This is a genomic window from Burkholderia sp. IDO3, assembly GCF_003366075.1.
Taxonomy (GTDB): domain Bacteria; phylum Pseudomonadota; class Gammaproteobacteria; order Burkholderiales; family Burkholderiaceae; genus Burkholderia; species Burkholderia anthina.
In genome coordinates this window covers 422,938-441,394 of record NZ_CP028964.1, presented here as the reverse complement: position 1 = coordinate 441,394, position 18,457 = coordinate 422,938, and the positions used below count along the sequence as shown (strand labels likewise).

The 18,457-nt window shown below is 67.3% G+C and carries 14 protein-coding genes; 3 read left to right on the top strand and 11 right to left on the bottom strand.

Going from position 1 to position 18,457, the window contains the following annotated elements:
- Positions 1 to 22 precede the first annotated feature (22 nt).
- From narJ to DCN14_RS33590, 3 genes are read right to left on the bottom strand one after another with little or no spacing between them, the layout of a single operon-like run.
- Positions 23 to 718, bottom strand: a complete 696-nt coding sequence (gene narJ, locus DCN14_RS33600; RefSeq protein WP_096508534.1) for a nitrate reductase molybdenum cofactor assembly chaperone — start codon at positions 716 to 718, stop codon at positions 23 to 25.
- The gene (narH, locus tag DCN14_RS33595) at positions 715 to 2,244 is read right to left on the bottom strand and encodes a nitrate reductase subunit beta (RefSeq protein ID WP_096508535.1); all 1,530 of its coding nucleotides are present in this window, start codon (positions 2,242 to 2,244) and stop codon (positions 715 to 717) included. Before narH ends, narJ begins: the two co-directional genes overlap by 4 nt.
- Positions 2,241 to 6,014: a nitrate reductase subunit alpha gene (locus DCN14_RS33590; RefSeq protein ID WP_096508536.1), complete on the bottom strand. Its 3,774-nt coding sequence runs from the start codon at positions 6,012 to 6,014 to the stop codon at positions 2,241 to 2,243. The genes narH and DCN14_RS33590 overlap by 4 nt, the downstream gene beginning before the upstream one ends.
- Before the next feature lie 529 nt (positions 6,015 to 6,543).
- Here DCN14_RS33590 and DCN14_RS38880 point away from each other — a divergent pair.
- Together DCN14_RS38880 and DCN14_RS38875 are read left to right on the top strand one after the other, a co-directional pair.
- Positions 6,544 to 7,065 carry a hypothetical protein gene (locus tag DCN14_RS38880; protein WP_240327451.1) on the top strand — a complete coding sequence of 174 codons (522 nt, stop codon included), beginning with the start codon at positions 6,544 to 6,546 and terminating at the stop codon, positions 7,063 to 7,065.
- Positions 7,020 to 7,466 carry a tetratricopeptide repeat protein gene (locus tag DCN14_RS38875; RefSeq protein ID WP_240327450.1) on the top strand — a complete coding sequence of 149 codons (447 nt, stop codon included), beginning with the start codon at positions 7,020 to 7,022 and terminating at the stop codon, positions 7,464 to 7,466. The genes DCN14_RS38880 and DCN14_RS38875 overlap by 46 nt, the downstream gene beginning before the upstream one ends.
- 34 nt (positions 7,467 to 7,500) lie before the next feature.
- On the opposite strand, the gene DCN14_RS33580 is transcribed toward DCN14_RS38875, so the two are convergent.
- The 5 genes from DCN14_RS33580 to DCN14_RS33560 form a co-directional block, all read right to left on the bottom strand.
- On the bottom strand, positions 7,501 to 7,692 hold the full coding sequence (locus DCN14_RS33580) for a DUF2964 family protein (protein ID WP_096508537.1): 192 nt from the start codon (positions 7,690 to 7,692) through the stop codon (positions 7,501 to 7,503).
- Between the two features lie 15 nt (positions 7,693 to 7,707).
- Positions 7,708 to 8,187, bottom strand: coding sequence for a universal stress protein (locus DCN14_RS33575; protein ID WP_096508538.1), 480 nt, complete (start codon positions 8,185 to 8,187; stop codon positions 7,708 to 7,710).
- 197 nt (positions 8,188 to 8,384) lie between these two features.
- Positions 8,385 to 10,190: a right-handed parallel beta-helix repeat-containing protein gene (locus DCN14_RS33570; RefSeq protein ID WP_162826271.1), complete on the bottom strand. Its 1,806-nt coding sequence runs from the start codon at positions 10,188 to 10,190 to the stop codon at positions 8,385 to 8,387.
- On the bottom strand, positions 10,187 to 11,320 hold the full coding sequence (locus DCN14_RS33565) for a 2-dehydro-3-deoxygalactonokinase (protein WP_096508540.1): 1,134 nt from the start codon (positions 11,318 to 11,320) through the stop codon (positions 10,187 to 10,189). The genes DCN14_RS33570 and DCN14_RS33565 overlap by 4 nt, the downstream gene beginning before the upstream one ends.
- 49 nt (positions 11,321 to 11,369) lie before the next feature.
- Positions 11,370 to 12,491 (bottom strand): porin, encoded by a 1,122-nt coding sequence (locus tag DCN14_RS33560; RefSeq protein ID WP_096508541.1) that lies wholly within the window; start codon positions 12,489 to 12,491, stop codon positions 11,370 to 11,372.
- Between the two features lie 308 nt (positions 12,492 to 12,799).
- Here DCN14_RS33560 and DCN14_RS33555 point away from each other — a divergent pair, with 308 nt between their 5' ends.
- Positions 12,800 to 13,786, top strand: a complete 987-nt coding sequence (locus DCN14_RS33555; protein ID WP_240327449.1) for a LacI family DNA-binding transcriptional regulator — start codon at positions 12,800 to 12,802, stop codon at positions 13,784 to 13,786.
- A gap of 100 nt (positions 13,787 to 13,886) precedes the next feature.
- On the opposite strand, the gene DCN14_RS33550 is transcribed toward DCN14_RS33555, so the two are convergent.
- The 3 genes from DCN14_RS33550 to ugpC form a co-directional block, all read right to left on the bottom strand.
- Entirely contained in the window at positions 13,887 to 16,268 is a 2,382-nt protein-coding gene (locus DCN14_RS33550; RefSeq protein WP_096508543.1) for a glycoside hydrolase, read from the bottom strand.
- A 136-nt stretch (positions 16,269 to 16,404) separates the two neighbouring features.
- Positions 16,405 to 17,304 carry an SMP-30/gluconolactonase/LRE family protein gene (locus DCN14_RS33545; RefSeq protein WP_096508544.1) on the bottom strand — a complete coding sequence of 300 codons (900 nt, stop codon included), beginning with the start codon at positions 17,302 to 17,304 and terminating at the stop codon, positions 16,405 to 16,407.
- A 70-nt stretch (positions 17,305 to 17,374) separates the two neighbouring features.
- Positions 17,375 to 18,454 (bottom strand): sn-glycerol-3-phosphate ABC transporter ATP-binding protein UgpC, encoded by a 1,080-nt coding sequence (gene ugpC / locus DCN14_RS33540; RefSeq protein ID WP_096508545.1) that lies wholly within the window; start codon positions 18,452 to 18,454, stop codon positions 17,375 to 17,377.
- Between the last annotated feature and the right edge of the window lie 3 nt (positions 18,455 to 18,457).

Sequence of the window (18,457 nt, the reverse complement as noted above, 5' to 3'; positions counted from 1 at the left end):
CTTTCCCCAGTTGGGCCCGCGCTTACGCGCCGCGGGCCGGCCGCTTGTCGTGGAATCGCACCGTCTGCTCGGCCGGCGTGGCCGCGCCGACGAAGCGCACCGCTTCATCCGCATACGACGCGTCGAGCGCGCGGTAATCGTCGGCGCTCGGCCGCTCCGCGGCGACGTCGTCGTCCGCGGCGGCCGGCGCGTCGACCGGCGCGAGGCCGGCCAGCGGCAGCAGCGCACCGACGACGAAGCTGTAATGACTGCCGCGCTGCGCGAGCTGACCGGCCAGCGCGCGCAGGATCTCGCCGGTTTCGGCAAGCAGGTTGCGCGCGTCGGACGCCGGCAGCCGCGACAGGTATTCGAGGAACACGGGCAGATAGTCGGGCAGCTCGCCCGGGTTCAGCGCCAGCCCGTGTCGCTCGTACATCTGCAGCAGATCGACCATCGCCTGGCCGCGATCGCGCGATTCACCATGCACGTGTTCGAACAGATGCAGCGACGTCGCGCGGCCGCGATCGAACAGCGCGACATAGTTCTCCTGCAACGTCAGCAGGTCGCGCTCGCGCACGTACGCGAAGAACCGGTCGAGACCCGCGCGCACCGCTTTCGGCACGCGCGCGCGCTCACGCAGGTGGTCTTCGATCGAATCGAGCACGTCGACGAGCGCTTCGCCGGGATAGTCGAGCAGCGCCGCGAACGCCGCATAGGTCGGGTCGGGTGCGTTGCTCATCGGGATGCCTCGTGGATCGGAATCGTCTTGCTGCCCTTCTTCGGGCTGAACAGGCTCGCTTCGGAACGGCCGTCGGAACAGCCGTTGCCGAACGAGAAGCCGCACGACGCGCGCAGGTCGTACGCGTTCTCCGCATACTCGCGATGCGTCGTCGGGATCACGAAACGATCCTCGTAGTTGGCGATCGCGAGGTAGCGGTACATCTCCTCGACCTGCGCGAGCGACAGCCCGACCTGGTCGAGCACGCCGCGCGCGTCGATGCCGTCGACGTGACGCGCGCGCATGAACGCGCGCATCGCGAGCAGCCGTTCGAGCGCGAGCTTCACGGGCGCTTCGTCGCCGGCCGTCAGCAGGTTCGCCAGATAACGCAGCGGAATGCGCAGCGATTCGACGTCCGGCAGGTAGCCGTTCATCCCGAGCGCGCCGCTGTTCGCGGCCGAGTTGATCGGCGACAGCGGCGGCACGTACCAGACCATCGGCAGCGTCCGGTATTCCGGATGCAGCGGAAACGCGATCTTCCAGTCGATCGCCATCTTGTAGGTCGGCGAGCGCCGCGCGGCGTCGATCCACGCGGCCGGCACGCCGTCGCGCTCGGCCTGCGCGATCACGGCCGGGTCCTCGGGATCGAGGAACAGCGACAGCTGCGCTTCGTACAGGTCCTTCTCGTTTTCCGCGCTGGCGGCTTCGCTGATCCGGTCGGCGTCGTACAGCAGCACGCCGAGGTAGCGGATGCGGCCCACGCAGGTTTCCGAACACACGGTCGGCTGGCCGGCTTCGATCCGCGGATAGCAGAAGATGCACTTCTCGGCCTTGCCGCTCTGCCAGTTGTAGTAGATCTTCTTGTACGGGCATCCCGACACGCACATGCGCCAGCCGCGGCACTTGTCCTGGTCGATCAGCACGATGCCGTCTTCCTCGCGCTTGTAGATCGAGCCCGACGGGCACGCTGCGACGCACGCCGGGTTCAGGCAGTGCTCGCAAAGGCGCGGCAGGTACATCATGAAGGTGTTCTCGAACTGCCCGTAGATGTCCTTCTGCACGTTCTCGAAGTTGTAGTCCTTCGCGCGCTTCTCGAACTCGCCGCCGAGGATTTCCTCCCAGTTCGGCCCCCACTCGATCTTCTCGAGCCGCTGGCCGCTGATCAGCGAGCGCGGGCGCGCGACCGGCATCGCGCGCGTGTTGCCGGCTTCCTGCAGATGGCCGTAGTCGAACGTGAACGGCTCGTAGTAATCGTCGATCTCGGGCAGATGCGGGTTCGCGAAGATCTGCGCGAGCAATCGCCACTTGCCGCCGAGACGCGGCTCGATCTTGCCGTCGGCGCGCCGCTGCCAGCCGCCGCGCCAGCGGTCCTGGTTCTCCCAGTCCTTCGGATAGCCGATGCCGGGTTTGGTTTCGACGTTGTTGAACCACGCGTATTCCATCCCTTCGCGGCTGGTCCACACGTTCTTGCAGGTCACCGAGCAGGTATGGCACCCGATGCACTTGTCGAGGTTCAGCACCATCGCGATCTGTGCACGTACTTTCATGACGTTTCTCCAGCGCGAACCGCGTATTGCGTGGTGGGGTCGACCGCGGTTTCTTCTCCGTCGAGCCAGTCGATCTTGCTCATCTTGCGCACGATCAGGAACTCGTCGCGATTCGAGCCGACCGTGCCGTAGTAGTTGAAGCCGTACGACAGCTGCGCGTAGCCGCCGATCATGTGGGTCGGCTTCAGCGCGATGCGCGTGACCGAGTTGTGAATGCCGCCGCGCGTACCGGTGATCTCGGAGCCCGGCGTGTTCACGATCTTCTCCTGCGCGTGGTACATCATCACCATCCCGGACGGAATCCGCTGGCTCACCACCGCCCGCGCGCACAACGCGCCGTTCGAGTTGTAGCACTCGATCCAGTCGTTATCGACCACGCCGATCGCCTTCGCGTCGTCCTCCGACATCCACACGATCGGGCCGCCGCGCGACAGCGTCAGCATCAGCAGGTTGTCGGTGTAGGTGCTGTGGATCCCCCACTTCTGGTGCGGCGTCAGGAAGTTCAGCACGCGCTCGGGGTTGCCGTTCGAGCGCTGGCCGACCATGTGCGCGTAGCTGCCCGTGTCGACCGGCGGCTTGTACGCGCACAGCGACTCGCCGAACGCACGCATCCACGGATGATCCTGGTACAGCTGCTGACGGCCCGTCAGCGTGCGCCACGGCACCAGCTCGTGCACGTTCACGTAGCCCGCGTTGTACGACACGTGCTCCGATTCGATCCCGCTCCACGTCGGCGACGAGATGATCTTGCGCGGTTGCGCCTGGATGTCGCGGAAGCGGATCTTCTCGTCCTCGCGCGCGACGGCCAGATGCGTGTGATCGATGCCCGTGATGCCGGACAGCGCGCGCCATGCCTTCACCGCGACTTCGCCGTTGGTTTCCGGCGCGAGCGCGAGGATCACCTCGGCCGCATCGAGCGCGGTGTCGATGCGCGGACGGCCCTGCGCGGCGCCGTCGGCGACCTTGTAGTTGAGCGCGCCGAGCAGCTTCACTTCGTCCTTCGTATCCCAGCCGATGCCCTTGCCCGCGTTGCCGAGCTTGTCCATCAGCGGGCCGAGCGACGTGAAGCGCGCGTAGGTGTTCGGATAATCGCGCTCGACGGTGATCACCGCCGGCATCGTGCGGCCCGGCACCGGCTCGCATTCGCCGCGTTTCCAGTCCTGCACGTCGAACGGCTGCGCGAGCTCGCCCGGCGTATCGTGCGCGATCGGCGCGAGCACCACGTCGCGTTCGACGCCGAGATGCCCGTCGCACAGCTCGGAGAAGCGCTTCGCGATCCCCTTGAAGATCTCCCAGTCGCTCTTCGATTCCCACGCGGGATCGACCGCCGCCGACAGCGGGTGAATGAACGGGTGCATGTCGGACGTGTTCATGTCGTCCTTCTCGTACCACGTCGCGGTCGGCAGCACGACGTCCGAATACATGCAGGTGGTCGACATCCGGAAGTCGAGCGTGACGAGCAGGTCGAGCTTGCCGCGCGGCGCTTCGTCGTGCCACTTCACTTCCTCGGGCCGGGCGCCGCCCGTCGCGCCGAGATCCTCGCCCTGCACGCCGTTGGTCGTGCCGAGCAGGTGCTTCAGGAAATACTCGTGGCCCTTGCCCGACGAGCCGAGCAGGTTCGAGCGCCACACGAACAGGTTGCGCGGGAAGTTGTCCGGGGCGTCCGGATCCTCGCACGCCATCTGCAGCGTGCCGGCCTTCAGTTGCCGCGCGACGTCGGCGCTCGCCTGGGCGGGGTCGCCGAGGGTCGCGCCGACCTTCAGCGGATTCACCGACAACTGCGGCGCGGACGGCAGCCAGCCCATCCGTTCGGCGCGCACGTTGTAGTCGATCGGCGCGCCGTGGAATTGCGTCTTGTCCGCGAGCGGCGACAGCAGCGCGCTCGGGTCCATCGTGTCGTAGCGCCACTGGTCGGTGTGCGCGTAGAAGAACGACGTCGCGTTCATGTGGCGCGGCGGCCGGCTCCAGTCGAGCGCGAACGCGAGCGCGGTCCAGCCCGTCTGCGGACGCAGCTTCTCCTGGCCGACGTAATGCGACCACCCGCCGCCCGGCTTGCCGATACAGCCGCACATGATCAGCATGTTGATGATCGCGCGGTACGACATGTCCATGTGGAACCAGTGGTTGATCCCCGCGCCGATGATCACCATCGACTTGCCTTGCGTCTTGTGCGCGTTCTCCGCGAACTGCCGCGCGACCGAGATCACGTCCGCGCGCTTCACGCCGGTGATCGTTTCCTGCCACGCCGGCGTGTACGGCAGATCGTCGTCGTAGCTCGCGGCCACGTCGCGCCCGCCCAGCCCCTGGTCGAGCCCGTAGTTCGCGACGAACAGGTCGTAGACGGTCGCGACCAGCATGTCGCCGTTGCGCGTCGCGACGCGCCGCACGCCGATCCGGCGCGACAGCTCGGAGGCGTGCTCCGTCGACTTGAAGTGCGCGTGCGGCTGGTTGCCGAAGTACGGAAACAGCACGTCGACGACCTCGTCGTGCGCGGCCGTGCACGACAGCCGCGGCGACAGCGCCGCGCCCTTCGACGTTTCGCCGCGCAGGTTCCACTTGCCCTTGTCGGCGTCCGCCTGCTGCCCCCAGCGGAACCCGACCGAGCCGACCGGCACGACGAATTCGCCGGTCGCGTCGTCGATCGTCACGGTCTTCCAGTCCGGGTGCGCGGCCTCGTCGAGCGCATCGTCGAAGTCGGACGCGCGCACGAGGCGCTCGGGCACGTAGCCGTCGCCGTGCGGCACGAGGCGCACGAGCGACGGCATGTCCGTATAGCGCTTGCAGTAGTCGATGAAGTAGTCGCTCTTCCCGGCCAGGTGGAACTCCTTCAGGATCACGTGGCCCATCGCGAGCGCGAGCGCCGCGTCGGTGCCCTGCTTCGGGTGCAGCCACAGATCGCCGAACTTCGCGCCTTCCGAATAGTCGGGGAACACCGACACGACCTTGGTGCCGCGATAGCGCGCCTCGACGAGGAAGTGCGCGTCCGGCGTGCGGGTCTGCGGGACATTCGAGCCCCACATCATGATGAACGTCGAGTTGTACCAGTCGGCCGATTCCGGCACGTCGGTCTGCTCGCCCCAGGTTTGCGGCGACGCGGGCGGCAGGTCGCAATACCAGTCGTAGAAGCTCAGGCACACGCCGCCGATCAGCGACAGGTAGCGCGAGCCTGCCGCATACGACACCATCGACATCGCCGGAATCGGCGAGAAGCCGACCACCCGATCGGGGCCGTGCCGCTCGACCGTGTAAACGTTTGCGGCCGCCACGATCTCGTTGACCTCGTCCCAGCTCGCGCGCACGAAGCCGCCGAGCCCTCGGCGGCTCTGGTACGCATGCCGCGCGTCGTCGTCCTCGACGATTGAGCGCCACGCGTCGACGGGCGCGAGCGTGCGGCGGCGTTCACGCCACAGCTTCACCAGTGCGCTGCGCACCATCGGATGCTTGAGCCGGTTCGCGCTGTACAGATACCAGGAATACGAAGCGCCGCGCGAACAACCGCGCGGTTCGTGGTTCGGCATGTCGGGGCGCGTGCGCGGGTAATCGGTCTGCTGGGTTTCCCAGGTGACGATCCCGCCCTTGACGTAGACCTTCCACGAGCACGAACCCGTGCAGTTCACGCCGTGGGTCGATCGAACGATCTTGTCGTGCTGCCAGCGAAGCCGGTAGCCGTCCTCCCATTTCCGGTCCTCGTCCGTGACGGCGCCGTGTCCGTCGGAGAAGCTCGGCCTCGTGGTGGAGAAATAACGCAATCTATCCAGGAAATGGCTCATGGGGATCTCGTTTTTCCGGTCTCTTGGCAGACCCTGATTATTTAAGGAGGCGAAATACCGGTTGTAAAGGACGATCGGATTTCGCCTGTTCCGTCCGTATTCGTTTCTTTCGTCCGGATCGAGGGAATTGTCTTTCGGATCAACATATCACGGCTTGATACAAATCACGAGATCGTTCGCCCGTGCGCAACAACTTGAAATGGGGACCGACTGAGCCGTATCCCCCGCTATGCTGCGTACGGGAAGGTGCTTTCCCGGTCCGCTCCGCGGGTATCCCCGAGCATCGCGCGCATCGAAACGTCGGGCGGCGCCCGTGTCGAATCGCGCTGAACGACCCGGCGGTTTCCATCGAAAACGACCGGCCATGGCGCGCCGTTCTTAGAAAACTGCGCAACGCATTCGATGCATTACCGGCCATCGGTCAATTACACATTTACAGATAAAAACCGCATTCATATGACATCGCGCTTTTTCGCCGCATGCATTGCCGGCGGCGTCGCTCGGCAAAGGCGCTTACGTTCATCGGTTCGTGCTGCGCGACCCCGTCACGCACCAGCCGCTGCCGAATGCGCGATACCGGCTGTTCCTGCCGGGCCAGGTCATCGCGGGCCTGCCCGTCAAGCCGGGCCAGCGCGACAGCGTGATCTTCGGCACGACCGATGCCGCCGGGCGCACCGTCCGGATCCGTCTGCCGACATCGCATCCGCAAAAGCAATGGGTGTTCAACCCGATCATCGGCGAAGGCGACCTGGGCGAATCGTTCCGGCTGGTCGGCCCGTCCGGCGACACGCCGCTCGGCAGCTTCCCGTACGTGCTGGATGTCGAGCATGAATATCCGGCGTGCGGCTACTCGGATGCGAACGGCTACACGTACTACGCGCAATCGCGCACGCCGCGCAACGTCAATCTCCATACCGGGATGCTGGGCGGATCGGCAGCGCACTGCGGCAACAGATCGTCGCCAAGCTGCTGTCGCTGGCGATCGCGCAACGCGACGCCGGCCGCGTGGCTGCCGTGCTCGACCTCGGCGAGATTCCCGACAACCGCCTGAACGACATCGGCTATCGGCTCGTCGACGCGGGCGTCGAAGTCGATCGCGGGCTGGCGATGATCGACGCGCATCTCGCGCAATCGCCGAACGATGCGTATGCGCTCGACAGCAAGGGCTGGGCGCTGTATCGCCTCGGCCGCAACGACGAAGCGCTCGCGTGGTTCGACCGCTCGATCGCGATCTTCGCGAAGGACGACGGCGACGGCGATGCGCGGGCGACCGGCCTGACGCACAAGGGGGAAGTGCTGTGGAAGCTGGGGCGGCAGGATGAAGCGCGCGATGCGTTCGCGCAGGCGCGCAAGATCGAGCCGAAGAATGCGGAGCAGGCGGAAACGTTGAAACGGCTGAATGTGCCGGCCGGCCCCGAGCGGGCGGCGGCGTCCGATGCGCGCGGCACGTAACTGCGCACGTATCGCACGCATCGCGCGTATCGCGTCACCCCTCGCCTTTCGGCCCCGGGTTGAGCATCACGACAAAGCCGGCCACGCCGACGATCAGCGCGATCGCGCCGCCGCGCAGCGCGACCGGATTATCGAACAGCAGCCCGCTCACCACGGCCATCATCCCCGTGAGCGACACGAACACGGCGATCGCCGCGACGACGATCCGGTACTGGCGACGTATCATCGCGTACCCGCCGCATCAGGCCGCAGCGGCGGCGGCCGGAACGTCGGCATCGTCGCCGCGAATCAGCAGCACCGGGCAGTTCGAGCCGCGCAGGAAACGCTCGGCGACGCTGCCGAGCAGCACGCGCCGGAGCCCGCGCCGCCCGTGCGTGCCGACCACCGCGAGATCGATCCCGTGCTCCTTCACGTAGCGCTGCAGGCGCTCCGCGACGTCCTCGCCGATGCTTTCGGTCTCGACGAGCTCGGCTTCGCCCTTCGCGCCGGCCAGCGCGATGATCTGTTCGGCTTCGCGCAGCACCTTGATGCCGTCCTCGCGAATTTCCTCGACGAGCGCATGCGGGTCGAAACGGCCGGCATACGTGAACAGCACCGACTTGTCGACCACGTACACGACGCTGACGTGCGTGTCGCCCGCCAGCGCCACCTTCACTGCCTCGGCCAGGGCCTGCTTCGACGAAGCGCTGCCGTCGACGGCCACCATGATCTTCTCGTACATGCGAACCTCGCTGGGGTGAGTTGCCGCGCGCGGGAGCGCGCGCGACCCTGTCACCATCATCGGCGGGTGGCGGGTTTGGACCTTGACGACGATCAAACCGGGCGGCCGTCCGGCCTGCGACCCGCTGACACGGACAGCGGGTCGCGCGCGGCAGCGGCGTCGGCCGTCGCCGCGCATCGGCACACCCGCCCGTACCGTCAGTGCACGCGCGGCGCGCGATACCGGTTCCGGTCGAACCCGCTCGCCGCGAACCAGGCACCGGCTACCGCGTCGACGTTCTGCCCGGCGAAAGGCTGGACCGTATCGGGCTCGGCGCCATGGCGATAGTTCGGCCCGGCGAACTCGGGATCCGCCGCATAACCGAAGTACGCGTTGCCGCTCCACACGATGTTCGCGTAGCTGCCTTGTGGATTCTTCGTCCGGAAGATCGCGCCGCTGTCCGATGCGTTGTAGAAGCGGTTGCCTGTCACCTGGAACGCGTTCGCGTAGCTGAGATTCTCGACGATCGGCGTCACGAGGCCCGGCGTGCGCGTGATCACGACGTTGTCGCGCACGACGGAGTCGGCCGACCCGGCGGCGGAGATGATGCGCCGCTTGTCGTTCAGACTCAGGTTGTTGTCGACGATCGCACCGGTTTCCTGCGCGACGTGACCCAGTCCGTCGGACCCGCATCCGCAGAACAGCATCAGCCCGCCATCGTTGTCGTGGCTGAAGTTCGCGGTCACCCGCGTATTGCGCGTGCCGAGATCCGCGTCGAACGCCATCCCGTCGCCGGCCTCGATGTTGTTCTGGAGCCGCACGCCGTTGACTTCGTTGTAGCGGAACAGCGCATCGTCGGTGTTGATCGCCCACGCACCGGCACTGTTGCCCGGCGCGCGCATCCAGATGTCGTACAGGTGGTTCGCCTCGACGACCGGCGCGGTTGCGGTGCGCACGATGATGCCGTCGCCGCCGACGTTGTGGATCAGGTTGTTGCGCAACACGACGCGCGTCATCGGCAAATACTCCGACGCGGCCTGCGTGGCCGGGTTCGTGAGGTAGGCCGGGTTGCCCTTGTACGGCGGATAGTCGCCGCACGGCGCGCCGCCCACGCGGCACATCCATGCGGAGCGGGTCGACAGCGCGACCGCGTCGACGTTGTAGATCTCGCTGTTCTCGACCGAGATGTCGTCGAAGCCGGTCGGCTTCTCCTTCGTGCCGACCACCTCGTTGTCGCGCGTCACCTCGAACAGCATCCCGCCCGTCGTCTTGTACGAGCCGACCGTATTGCCGGCGACGTCCTGCAGATAGCCGCGAACGTGATGCACGTACACGTCGTCGACGTGATAGTGACTGCCCGTGCCGTAATCCTCGAGCCGCACATACAGCCCGAGGCGCCCGCCGGGCGTCGTCGCGTCGTTGGTCAGCTCGAGCGAGCGGATGTCCCAGTACTGCGTGTTGTACAGATAGATGGCCGCGCGGTTCACGGTCGGGTTGTCCGACTTGCACAGCGAGTAATAGCCGCTGAATCCGCTCGCCGTCTTGTGCTGCTCGGTGATCGACTGGCCGGGGTCGGTCGCGGCATCGGTGCAGCCGGCCGCAATCACGGGCCGCGGCGCTTTCGGATCGCCGTACGCGTCGACGACGATCGGCGCACCGGCCGCGCCCGTGCTGCCGGCCGCCGGTGAAAAACTGCCGTAGCAGGTCGTGCCGCGCTTGAAGCGCACATGCGTGCCGGGTGTGAGCACGATCCGGTTCAGCGTGGCTAGATCGTCGACCGGATGGGCCGGCGTGCCGAGCGTCGCGGGCGAGGCTTTCACGTTGCCGTTCCCATTCCCGTTTCCGTTACTGCCCGACGAGCAATCGACGTACAGCGTGCCCGGCGTCGCGCCGGCCTGCTGCCCCGCAGCGGGCGCGGCAGCCAGTTGCTGCCCCGTGACTGCCGCGCCGTCCGGCGATTCTCCGCCGCCGCATGCGGCAAGTGCGCCGACGAGCGGCGCGACGACCATCTTCCAGTGTTTCAACGTGAGTCTCCCGAAATGTTGCATGCGTTATCCGGCACCGGATCGACTGCCTGTCGATCGTCGTGCCGCCCACCCAGTGCGGCAGCCGGTTCGTCGAGACGAACCGCCGCCCCCTCGCTTGCCGCCGCCAGCAGCCCCGCCCGCTCGGCCAGCACCCACAGGCCGGCCGCCGCCGCGCCATCGATCGTGTCGACGGGCGGCCAGCCGAACAGCGTGGCCGCGTGCCGGTACCGCGCGCACAGCGCGGCGTCGCCGATCAGCATCGGCCGCGGCGCATCGGCACCGGGCGCGCCGGCCGGCCCGTCGCCTTCGGCGGCCAGCCCCGCGAGCTCGTGGCCGATCAGCACGCCCGACAGGTAATCGGCCTGCTCGTGCGGCGCGAGCTCGCCGGCCAGCAGCCGCGCGCGGCTGCCGAAGATCGTCGCGAGCAGCCCGGTCGCATGGCCGGCCTGCGCGGTGCGCACGCCACGCTCGAACGCCGCCTCGACGAACGCCGGCGCCGGCCGCATCGTGCGGCCGAGCAGGCTGTGCGTGCAGAGCAGCGCATACAGCTCGCCCGTCATGAAAGTCCGGAAGCGCTCGATCCGCGAGCCGCGCACCGCGACCCACTTCGAATGCGTGCCCGGCAGGCCGATCCAGCGCGTCGCGGCCGCTGCATGCGCGGCGCCGCCCGCGTGCAGCGCGCCGACGATCTGCGTCTCTTCCCCGCGCATCACGTTCGCGAGCTCGCCGCGCTGGATCAGCCCCGGCACGATGTGCACGGCCGCGCCGCGCCGCGTGCGCACCGCATGCAGCGCGGCGCCGAGCCGGTCCGCGTCGATCGGCACGTCCGCATACGGCGTATCGCGCCAGCCCTGCGCGCTGCCGACCATGCCGGCCGCGACGACCGGCAGCGCCGGCCACGCATCGAGCCACGCGCCGCACACGTCTTCGAACGCCCCATCGCACGCATCCGCGATCGCGACCTCCGCGCCGCCGATCTGCATCACGCCCTTGGGCGCGGCGCGCGCGTCGAGCACCATCCGCGCGTCCGCCATCAGGTACGCGCGCAGCGACGTGGTGCCCCAGTCGAGCGCGATCAGGCGCGGCGGATTCGATGGTTCTCGATGTCGCTTGCTTGCTGCTTGCATAGGATTCCTCTATTTGACGTATGCGATTTGCCGTACGGTTCCGTATCGATCAGAAGAGCGTCTCGATACCGGCGTAAACACCCGTCTGGCCATGCCCCGGCATCGGCGACGCCCCGAGTCCGTTGCCGTTGCCGAGCCCCGGCGACTGCGGGTTCACGCCCAGGTTCGCATTCGCGCTGTTGAACACGTGCGCGGCGGTTGCATACAGGAACGTGCGCTTCGACAGGTCGTACATCGTGCCGAGGCCGATGATCGTCGAGCGCCCTTCGCCGCTGTGATCGGCGGTCCACTTGCCCGCATCGATCTTCATCGAGTAGACGGCGCCCTGCAGATGCAGGAACGGCGTCGCGTCGTAGGTCACGCCGCCCCAGTAGTAGTTCGCGGTGCGCGACAGGCCGGCCGGCGTGTCGGGTGCGCTGTAGCGCGTGTAGCCGAGCTGCACCAGCGCGGGGCCGAAGCGGTCGCGTACGCCGATGAACGCCTCCTGCGACGCGGTGAACAGGTTGTCCTCGCGGCCGTACTGGTTGCGGATCTCGTTCCAGATCGCGCGCACTTCGAAGTCGCCGTGCGTGTACGCGAGCGTCGCGCCGTCGGACAGGCCCGTGGCGTTCACGTTGCCCGTCGAGCCGCGCAGCCAGCCGTCCGAGCTGTTGCCGAGGTTCGCCTGTAACGCGAACGAGAAGCCGCCGAACTTCGGCGACTCGTAGCGGATCCCGTTCGACAGCTTCGGCCCGTTGCGATACGACGTCAGCGACTCGACCGAATAGTTTTCCTCCAGCAGCGGATCGTACGACCAGATGTAGCTGTTGATGAACGACCCCTGCCCGAGCCGCAGGAAGCCGTAGCGCTCGTTCTTCAGCCCGACCCACGCGCCGCGCTGGAACAGCACGCCGCCGCCGTAGTTGCCGTTCGCCGCGTTGATCGCCGATTCGAGCCAGAACACGGCCTGGTTGCCGCCGCCGAGATCCTCCTTGCCCGTGAGGCCGAGGATGCTCGTCCCCCAGTCGTTGCCCTCCGAGAAGCGCGAGCCCGTCGAATGCGGGCCGTTCTGCACGCCGCTCAGGTACTGCACGTCGCCGCCGACCCGCCCCCATACCGTCACGCTCGATTCGGCCTGCGCCGCGGCGGGCACCGCCAATGCGAGCGCCGCGATCCACCCATACTGTCGCATCAAGATCTCCTCCTTGTTTTCGTCTGAATAGGGAAAGCGCTTTCCCGTCACGGCAAAAAAATTTCGCGGCGGTTGTCGTGCGTCGTTTTCCGATACGTTTCGAACGGAATGCGCGCGTGCTATGCTCGCGAAAAGGGAAAGCGTTTTCATTGTCGGTGTGCGATGGCGCTTTTTCAAGAAAATTCTGGCCCTCCAAGGGATACTACCGAGTCCGGCCGCGCGGCATGCATCCAGCATTGCCGCACGGTCGCCGCCGTCGGCGCGCATGCTATGCTCGCCGGCAAAATGCACTGACACACACTTTCACCGTGGCCAAGATCAACGAAGTCGCCGCCGCAGCCGGCGTCTCCATCGGAACCGTCTCCAAGTTCATCAACAAGACGAAGCGCTTCTCGCCCGACGTCGAGCGCCGCATCGCCGAGGCGATCGCGCAGCTCGGTTACGAGTCGAACCCGCTCGCGCGCTCGATGGCGACCGGCCAGACGGGCGCCGTCGGCGTCGTGATCCAGGACATTCTCAACCCGTACTTCACCGCGATGGTCAAGGGCGTGAACCGGATCGCGCAGCGCAACGATTTCGTGGTCCTGATCGTCGATGCCGACGAGAACCGCAAGGGCGAACGGCCGGCGTTGACCAAGCTGAGCCGGCGCGTCGACGGGCTGATCCTGAACACCAGCATGCCCGACGACGACCTGCGCTGGACCGCGAGCCTCGGCAAGCCGGTCGTCGCGGTCGGCTCCGCGCCGCGCGACGGCCTGCTCACGCTCTGCTCCGATTCGACCCGCGCGGGCGAACTGCTCGCGCAGCACCTGCTGATGGAAAAGTATCAGCGCTTCGCGTACATCAGCCTGCCGAACGCGCGCGCCGACAACGAACGGCGTGCTGGCGCGGCGCAAGTGCTCGCGCGTGCCGGGCTGCCATTGAAGACGTTCAGCGTGCCGCGCGCGACCGTCGCCGACGGCGAGCGCGTGTGCGCATCGGTGATGCTGTCCGCCGACCCGCCCGACGCGGTGATCTGCTACAACGACATGATCGCGGCCGGCTTCATCAAGGAAGCGGAACGGCTCGGCATCGCGATCCCGCGCGACGTCGCCGTATGCGGCTTCGACAACCTCGAGCTCGGCAAGCTCACCTCGCCCACGCTGACATCGATCGACACCGAAACCGAGCGCGCAGGCGAAGTCGCGATGACGACGCTGCTCGATGCGCTCGCGGGCAAATCGCCCGCGTCGCATACGATGCTCGATGCATGGCTCGTCGTCCGTGAATCGACAGCCCGGTCGCGGCGCACGTGATGGACGCGATGCGCGGCGTCCCGGGGCGCTACGACGCGACCGGAACGGCCGGCCCGGGGCCGACGGCCGGAATAGCCGGCCCGCCTGCCGAACGCGCACGTTACAGGCCGATCTGAACCGGGCCGAGATGTTTCGCGGCCGTCGCAACCGTTCCACTGACCAGCGCGGGCGGCAAACCCGCGACAGCAGCACTTCTCATGACGATCGCATGCGTCCCGCCGGGTTGCAGTATCAGGTTGGCGCCCTGCGTCGTGACGGGCAGGCGCTGCCCGGCCGAGGTTGCCGTGACGGCAGTGCCGGGCCACGGATTGCGCACGGTCAGCGCGGCATTCGAGCCTGGCTCGATCACGACGGTCACCGGAATGCCATGGCGAACCTGCACGTTGACCCGCGTATTGCCGCGGACAAATACCGTCCCGTCATAGTCCCACCCGCCGGGCACGGCCGGCGCAATCCGGATGACGCCGTCGTAGTCCTGCACGAGCGACTCCGCCAGGGCCGCCGCGACCACGCCGGTCTGTTCGACGTACGGCTCGCCCGAGCCGGCGAATTGCGCGAAGCCGCTCGGATACTTCTGATACGTTTCCGTTAGCGTGATCAGCGTCTGCCTGACTTCGTCGCCGAGCCCGAGCCGGGCCGCGTGGATCGGGTCGAAACTCCAGTCGTTCGTCGTCTTGTATGGACGACTGACGAATGTCCGCCGTGCCACGGCATACAGCGCCGACGTATCGCCGATCTGGTCGAACGGCCAGAGCGGCTCCAGACCGATGTTTTCGGAATTCCGGTTGGCCGCCGCCGGCAAGTACGAATCGGCGATCACATCCGTGCCGGCCGAATCGGCCGATGCGGGCAGCAGCGTCAGCGCCCCCGACGACTGCGTGCGCGGATAATCCGGCGTCAGCGGCAACGCCGCGTCGAGCTCGCTCACGAGCGTGCCGTCGATCGACTGACCGGCGCGTTTCAGCACCTGGCTCGCATTCAAGGTATCGGCGTAAAGCGTCCGGATCGCGGCGAGATCGGTGGTCGAATCCCGGACGTCCCATTGCGTCTCGTGCGCGTTGGTCGGAGCGGTATGGCGCAGCGTGTCCACGCCGACACGCTGATAGCCGAGCATGAAGCGGGCGGCCGCCACCATGAACGGATAGTGCCTGGCCAGGAAGCTCAAGTCGTCGGTCGCCAGGTACTGCGACCAGATGAAATGCGACACCTCCGCCCCGGTCGACAGCGTGCGGGCGTTGTAGTTGGCCCCCGCACTCGCGCTGCAGTTCGACACCAGTACTCCGGCACTGTTGATCTGCTTTCCGTTTCCGTTGAACCGCATGGTCTCCGGCACGCAAGCGCTCGTTCCGTCTCCGCCGATATTGGCCTGGGTCCACGCCTTGATACTGGCCAGATTGTCCCGATAAAGATTGAAGTACGGCGCATTGAGATCGGGCAGGCCGGCCGACAGGTTCGCCGCGACCTGCATGCGCAGATTCCAGTGCCAGTATCCGGCCGGGTCCCAGCGATGGGCATCGCCTGTCCAGGCAAACAAGTCGCCGACACCGGCCTGCGAGCCGGGATACGTATCCTTGTTCTCGGCCTGCGCCGAATAGAGATAGAGATTCCGCAGATTCTCCATGTATTCGCCGCTACCGTCCGACGAAGTCAGCTTGATCAACCCGGTCCGCGCCCAAAAGGCGTTCCACGATTGCGCATGCGCCGCCGGCGCGGTGTCAGAGACACTCGCGCTCGCCAGTGCCGGCACAGCCTGGCTGCCGTCGTAGTGCGGCGCGCCGACGACGATATGAAACGTTCCGTCCGCGTTCGGCGTGAAACCAACCGTCGCCGAGAGCGAGTCGGCCGCCGTCGAAACGGTGACGTTCCGGCCCACTGCGGTGATCGCGGCCAGCGCGCCGAAGGCTTGTCCGGAACTGCCGTTCGCGTCGCCCGCCTTGCCGTCGACCCACGCTTGCGACAATACGCCGATCGACTGTCCCGCCACGCTCGCCGTGGGTGTGCGCGGCGACCACAGACGCAGGGTGGCCGTCTGCGGCCTGGCCGGATCGGCACCCGTCACATCGATCACCAGCGCATCGGTGTCGGGTTGAACGTAGGCCGTGGCCGTCATGCCGCCGCCGCTTTCGCGGAATTCGCCGTTATACAGATCGAGAACGCCGCGATAATCCGCGGCATTCGCGATCGTCGACAACCCTGGAACGACCAGTTGACCGGGCGAAAGCCGCTTCGGCAGCGTGTCGCTGCGATTGAGCTGGACGGTCAGGCCGTTTTCCGACCAGACAGCCGCGCCCAACCGGCCGTTGCCAAGCGGCATCGCCTGCGTGTTCGACAGATTGGGGCTGCCGAGCACGATATTCGAGCGGCCCACGACGTTGGGCCGGTCCACCTGAAATGCAGCCGCTTCCGGCACGCCGGCGCTTTGACTCACACCCGGCACGCTGTCCGCTTCGCCGCCGCACCCCGACACGATCAAGCCAAGCATTCCCGACATGACCAGAACATGGCCCGCTCGAACATATGACATTGCTACCCCCGTTTCAGGTGACGTCGATCGGCAGGATCGAGAGCGATCTGTCTGCCTGCCGCCCTTCCAGAATTCGATACCGGGCTTGCCGTGTTCACCCGGACGTCGTCGCGGCCTCGACCCATTCCGCGGCGACGCAATGCGGCGCAAGCCCGGCCACGCCCGGCCGCGTCTCGAACAAACTGCCCGCGAGCGGCCCGCGCAACAACCCGTCCGCGCTGACGTTGACCGATGCCGACGTGACGAACAACGTCGCGCGATCGGCGCCGCCGAACGCGACACTCGTCGGCCGCTGCACCGGCATCTCGACGACCGCGTCCAGCGTGCCGTCCGGCGCATGGCGATGCAGCCGCCAGCCGTCCCAGATCGCCGACCACACGCCGCCTTCGGCATCGACCGCGAGCCCGTCGGGCACGCCACGCGCATCGTCGAACGTCGCGAACGGCCGCGCGTTCGACAGTTGCGCCGCGTCGACATCGAAGTCGTACGCGAAGATCGTGCGGCGCCCGGAGTCCGTCACGTACATCGTCGTGCCGTCCGGACTCCAGCCCATCCCGTTCGCACATGCGAAGCCGGCCACCGCGACGCGCGACGCACGCGCGTGTTCGAAGCAATGCAGATCGCCGGGGCCGTCGCCGTCGTCGGCCATCGTGCCGACCCAGAAACGCCCGCGCGCGTCGACCGCGCCGTCGTTGTAGCGCAGCGACGGCCGCGCGTGCCCGGCATCGGCCAGCCGTTCGAGCGCGCCGCATGCGGGGTCGAACAGGTGCAGGCCGCTTTTCAGCGCGACGAGCAGCCGCCCGTCGTCGACGCTCGCGACGCACCCGGCCAGCTCCGGCAGCAGCCAGAAGCCCGTCTGGCCCTGGCCGGGCGTGTAGCGGTAGAGCGCGGTGCGCTTGATGTCGATCCAGTAGAGCGACGCCGAGCGTTCGCACCACAGCGGGCCCTCACCCAGGATCGCGTTCGCGCCCTGTACCAGTTTTACTGTCGTCATCGAATGTCTTGTTTATGCGTGACTTCGGCCGCCCGCCGAGCGGCGGGCGGAACCTGCGTGCCGGCCGGATTCAGAGTGCGCGGCCCGCGTCGTCGAAAAAGTGCGCGTGCCGCATGTCGACGCGCACGCCGACCGGCTGCCCCGCTGCGACCGTGTACGCGTCGCGGTTCTGCCGGACCGACAGCGGCCGGTCGTGGCCCGCGAGCTCGACATAGACGATCGTCGCGTCGCCCAGATGCTCGGCATGCGTGACGCGCCCGTCGAGCCCCGTGCCGGGCGCGCCGACGACGAGGTTCTCGGGCCGGATGCCGAGCTGCAACGCGCCCGACGGCCATGCGCGCGGGTCGTCCGGCGTCGCGGCGAGCGAGCCGCCCGGCACGTCGAAACGGATCGCATCGGCGCCGCCGTGCGCATGGCACGGCAGGAAGTTCATCGACGGCGAGCCGAGGAACGACGCGACGAAATGATTGGCCGGCTGCTCGTACAGCGACAGCGGCGAACCGACCTGCTCGATGCGCCCGCCGTTGAACACCGCGATCCGGTCGCCGAGCGTCATCGCTTCCACCTGGTCGTGCGTCACGTAGATCATCGTGCTGCCGAGCTCGCGATGCAGCCGCGCGAGTTCGAGCCGCATCCCGCCGCGCAGCGCCGCGTCGAGGTTCGACAGCGGTTCGTCGAACAGGAACACGCCCGGCTTGCGCACGATCGCGCGACCGATCGCCACGCGCTGCCGCTGGCCGCCCGACAGCGCCTTCGGCTTGCGCTCGAGCAGCGCGGACAGCCGCAGCGCTTCGGCCGCCTGCCCGACGCGCGTGCGTGTCTCGGCCGCGTCGACGCCGGCGAGCTTCAGGCCGAACGCCATGTTCTCGAACACCGTCATGTGCGGGTACAGCGCGTAGTTCTGGAACACCATCGCGAGCCCGCGCTTCGCGGCCGGCACGTCGTTGACGCGGCGGCCGTCGATCAGCAGGTCGCCCGACGTGATCTCCTCGAGCCCGGCCAGCATCCGCAGCATCGTCGACTTGCCGCAGCCCGACGGACCGACGAACACCATGAATTCGCCATCCTCGATGTCGAGGCTGACGTCCTTGATCACGTCCGCGCCGTCGTCGTAGCGCTTGCGGATCTGTTTGAGCGTCACACTTGCCATGAT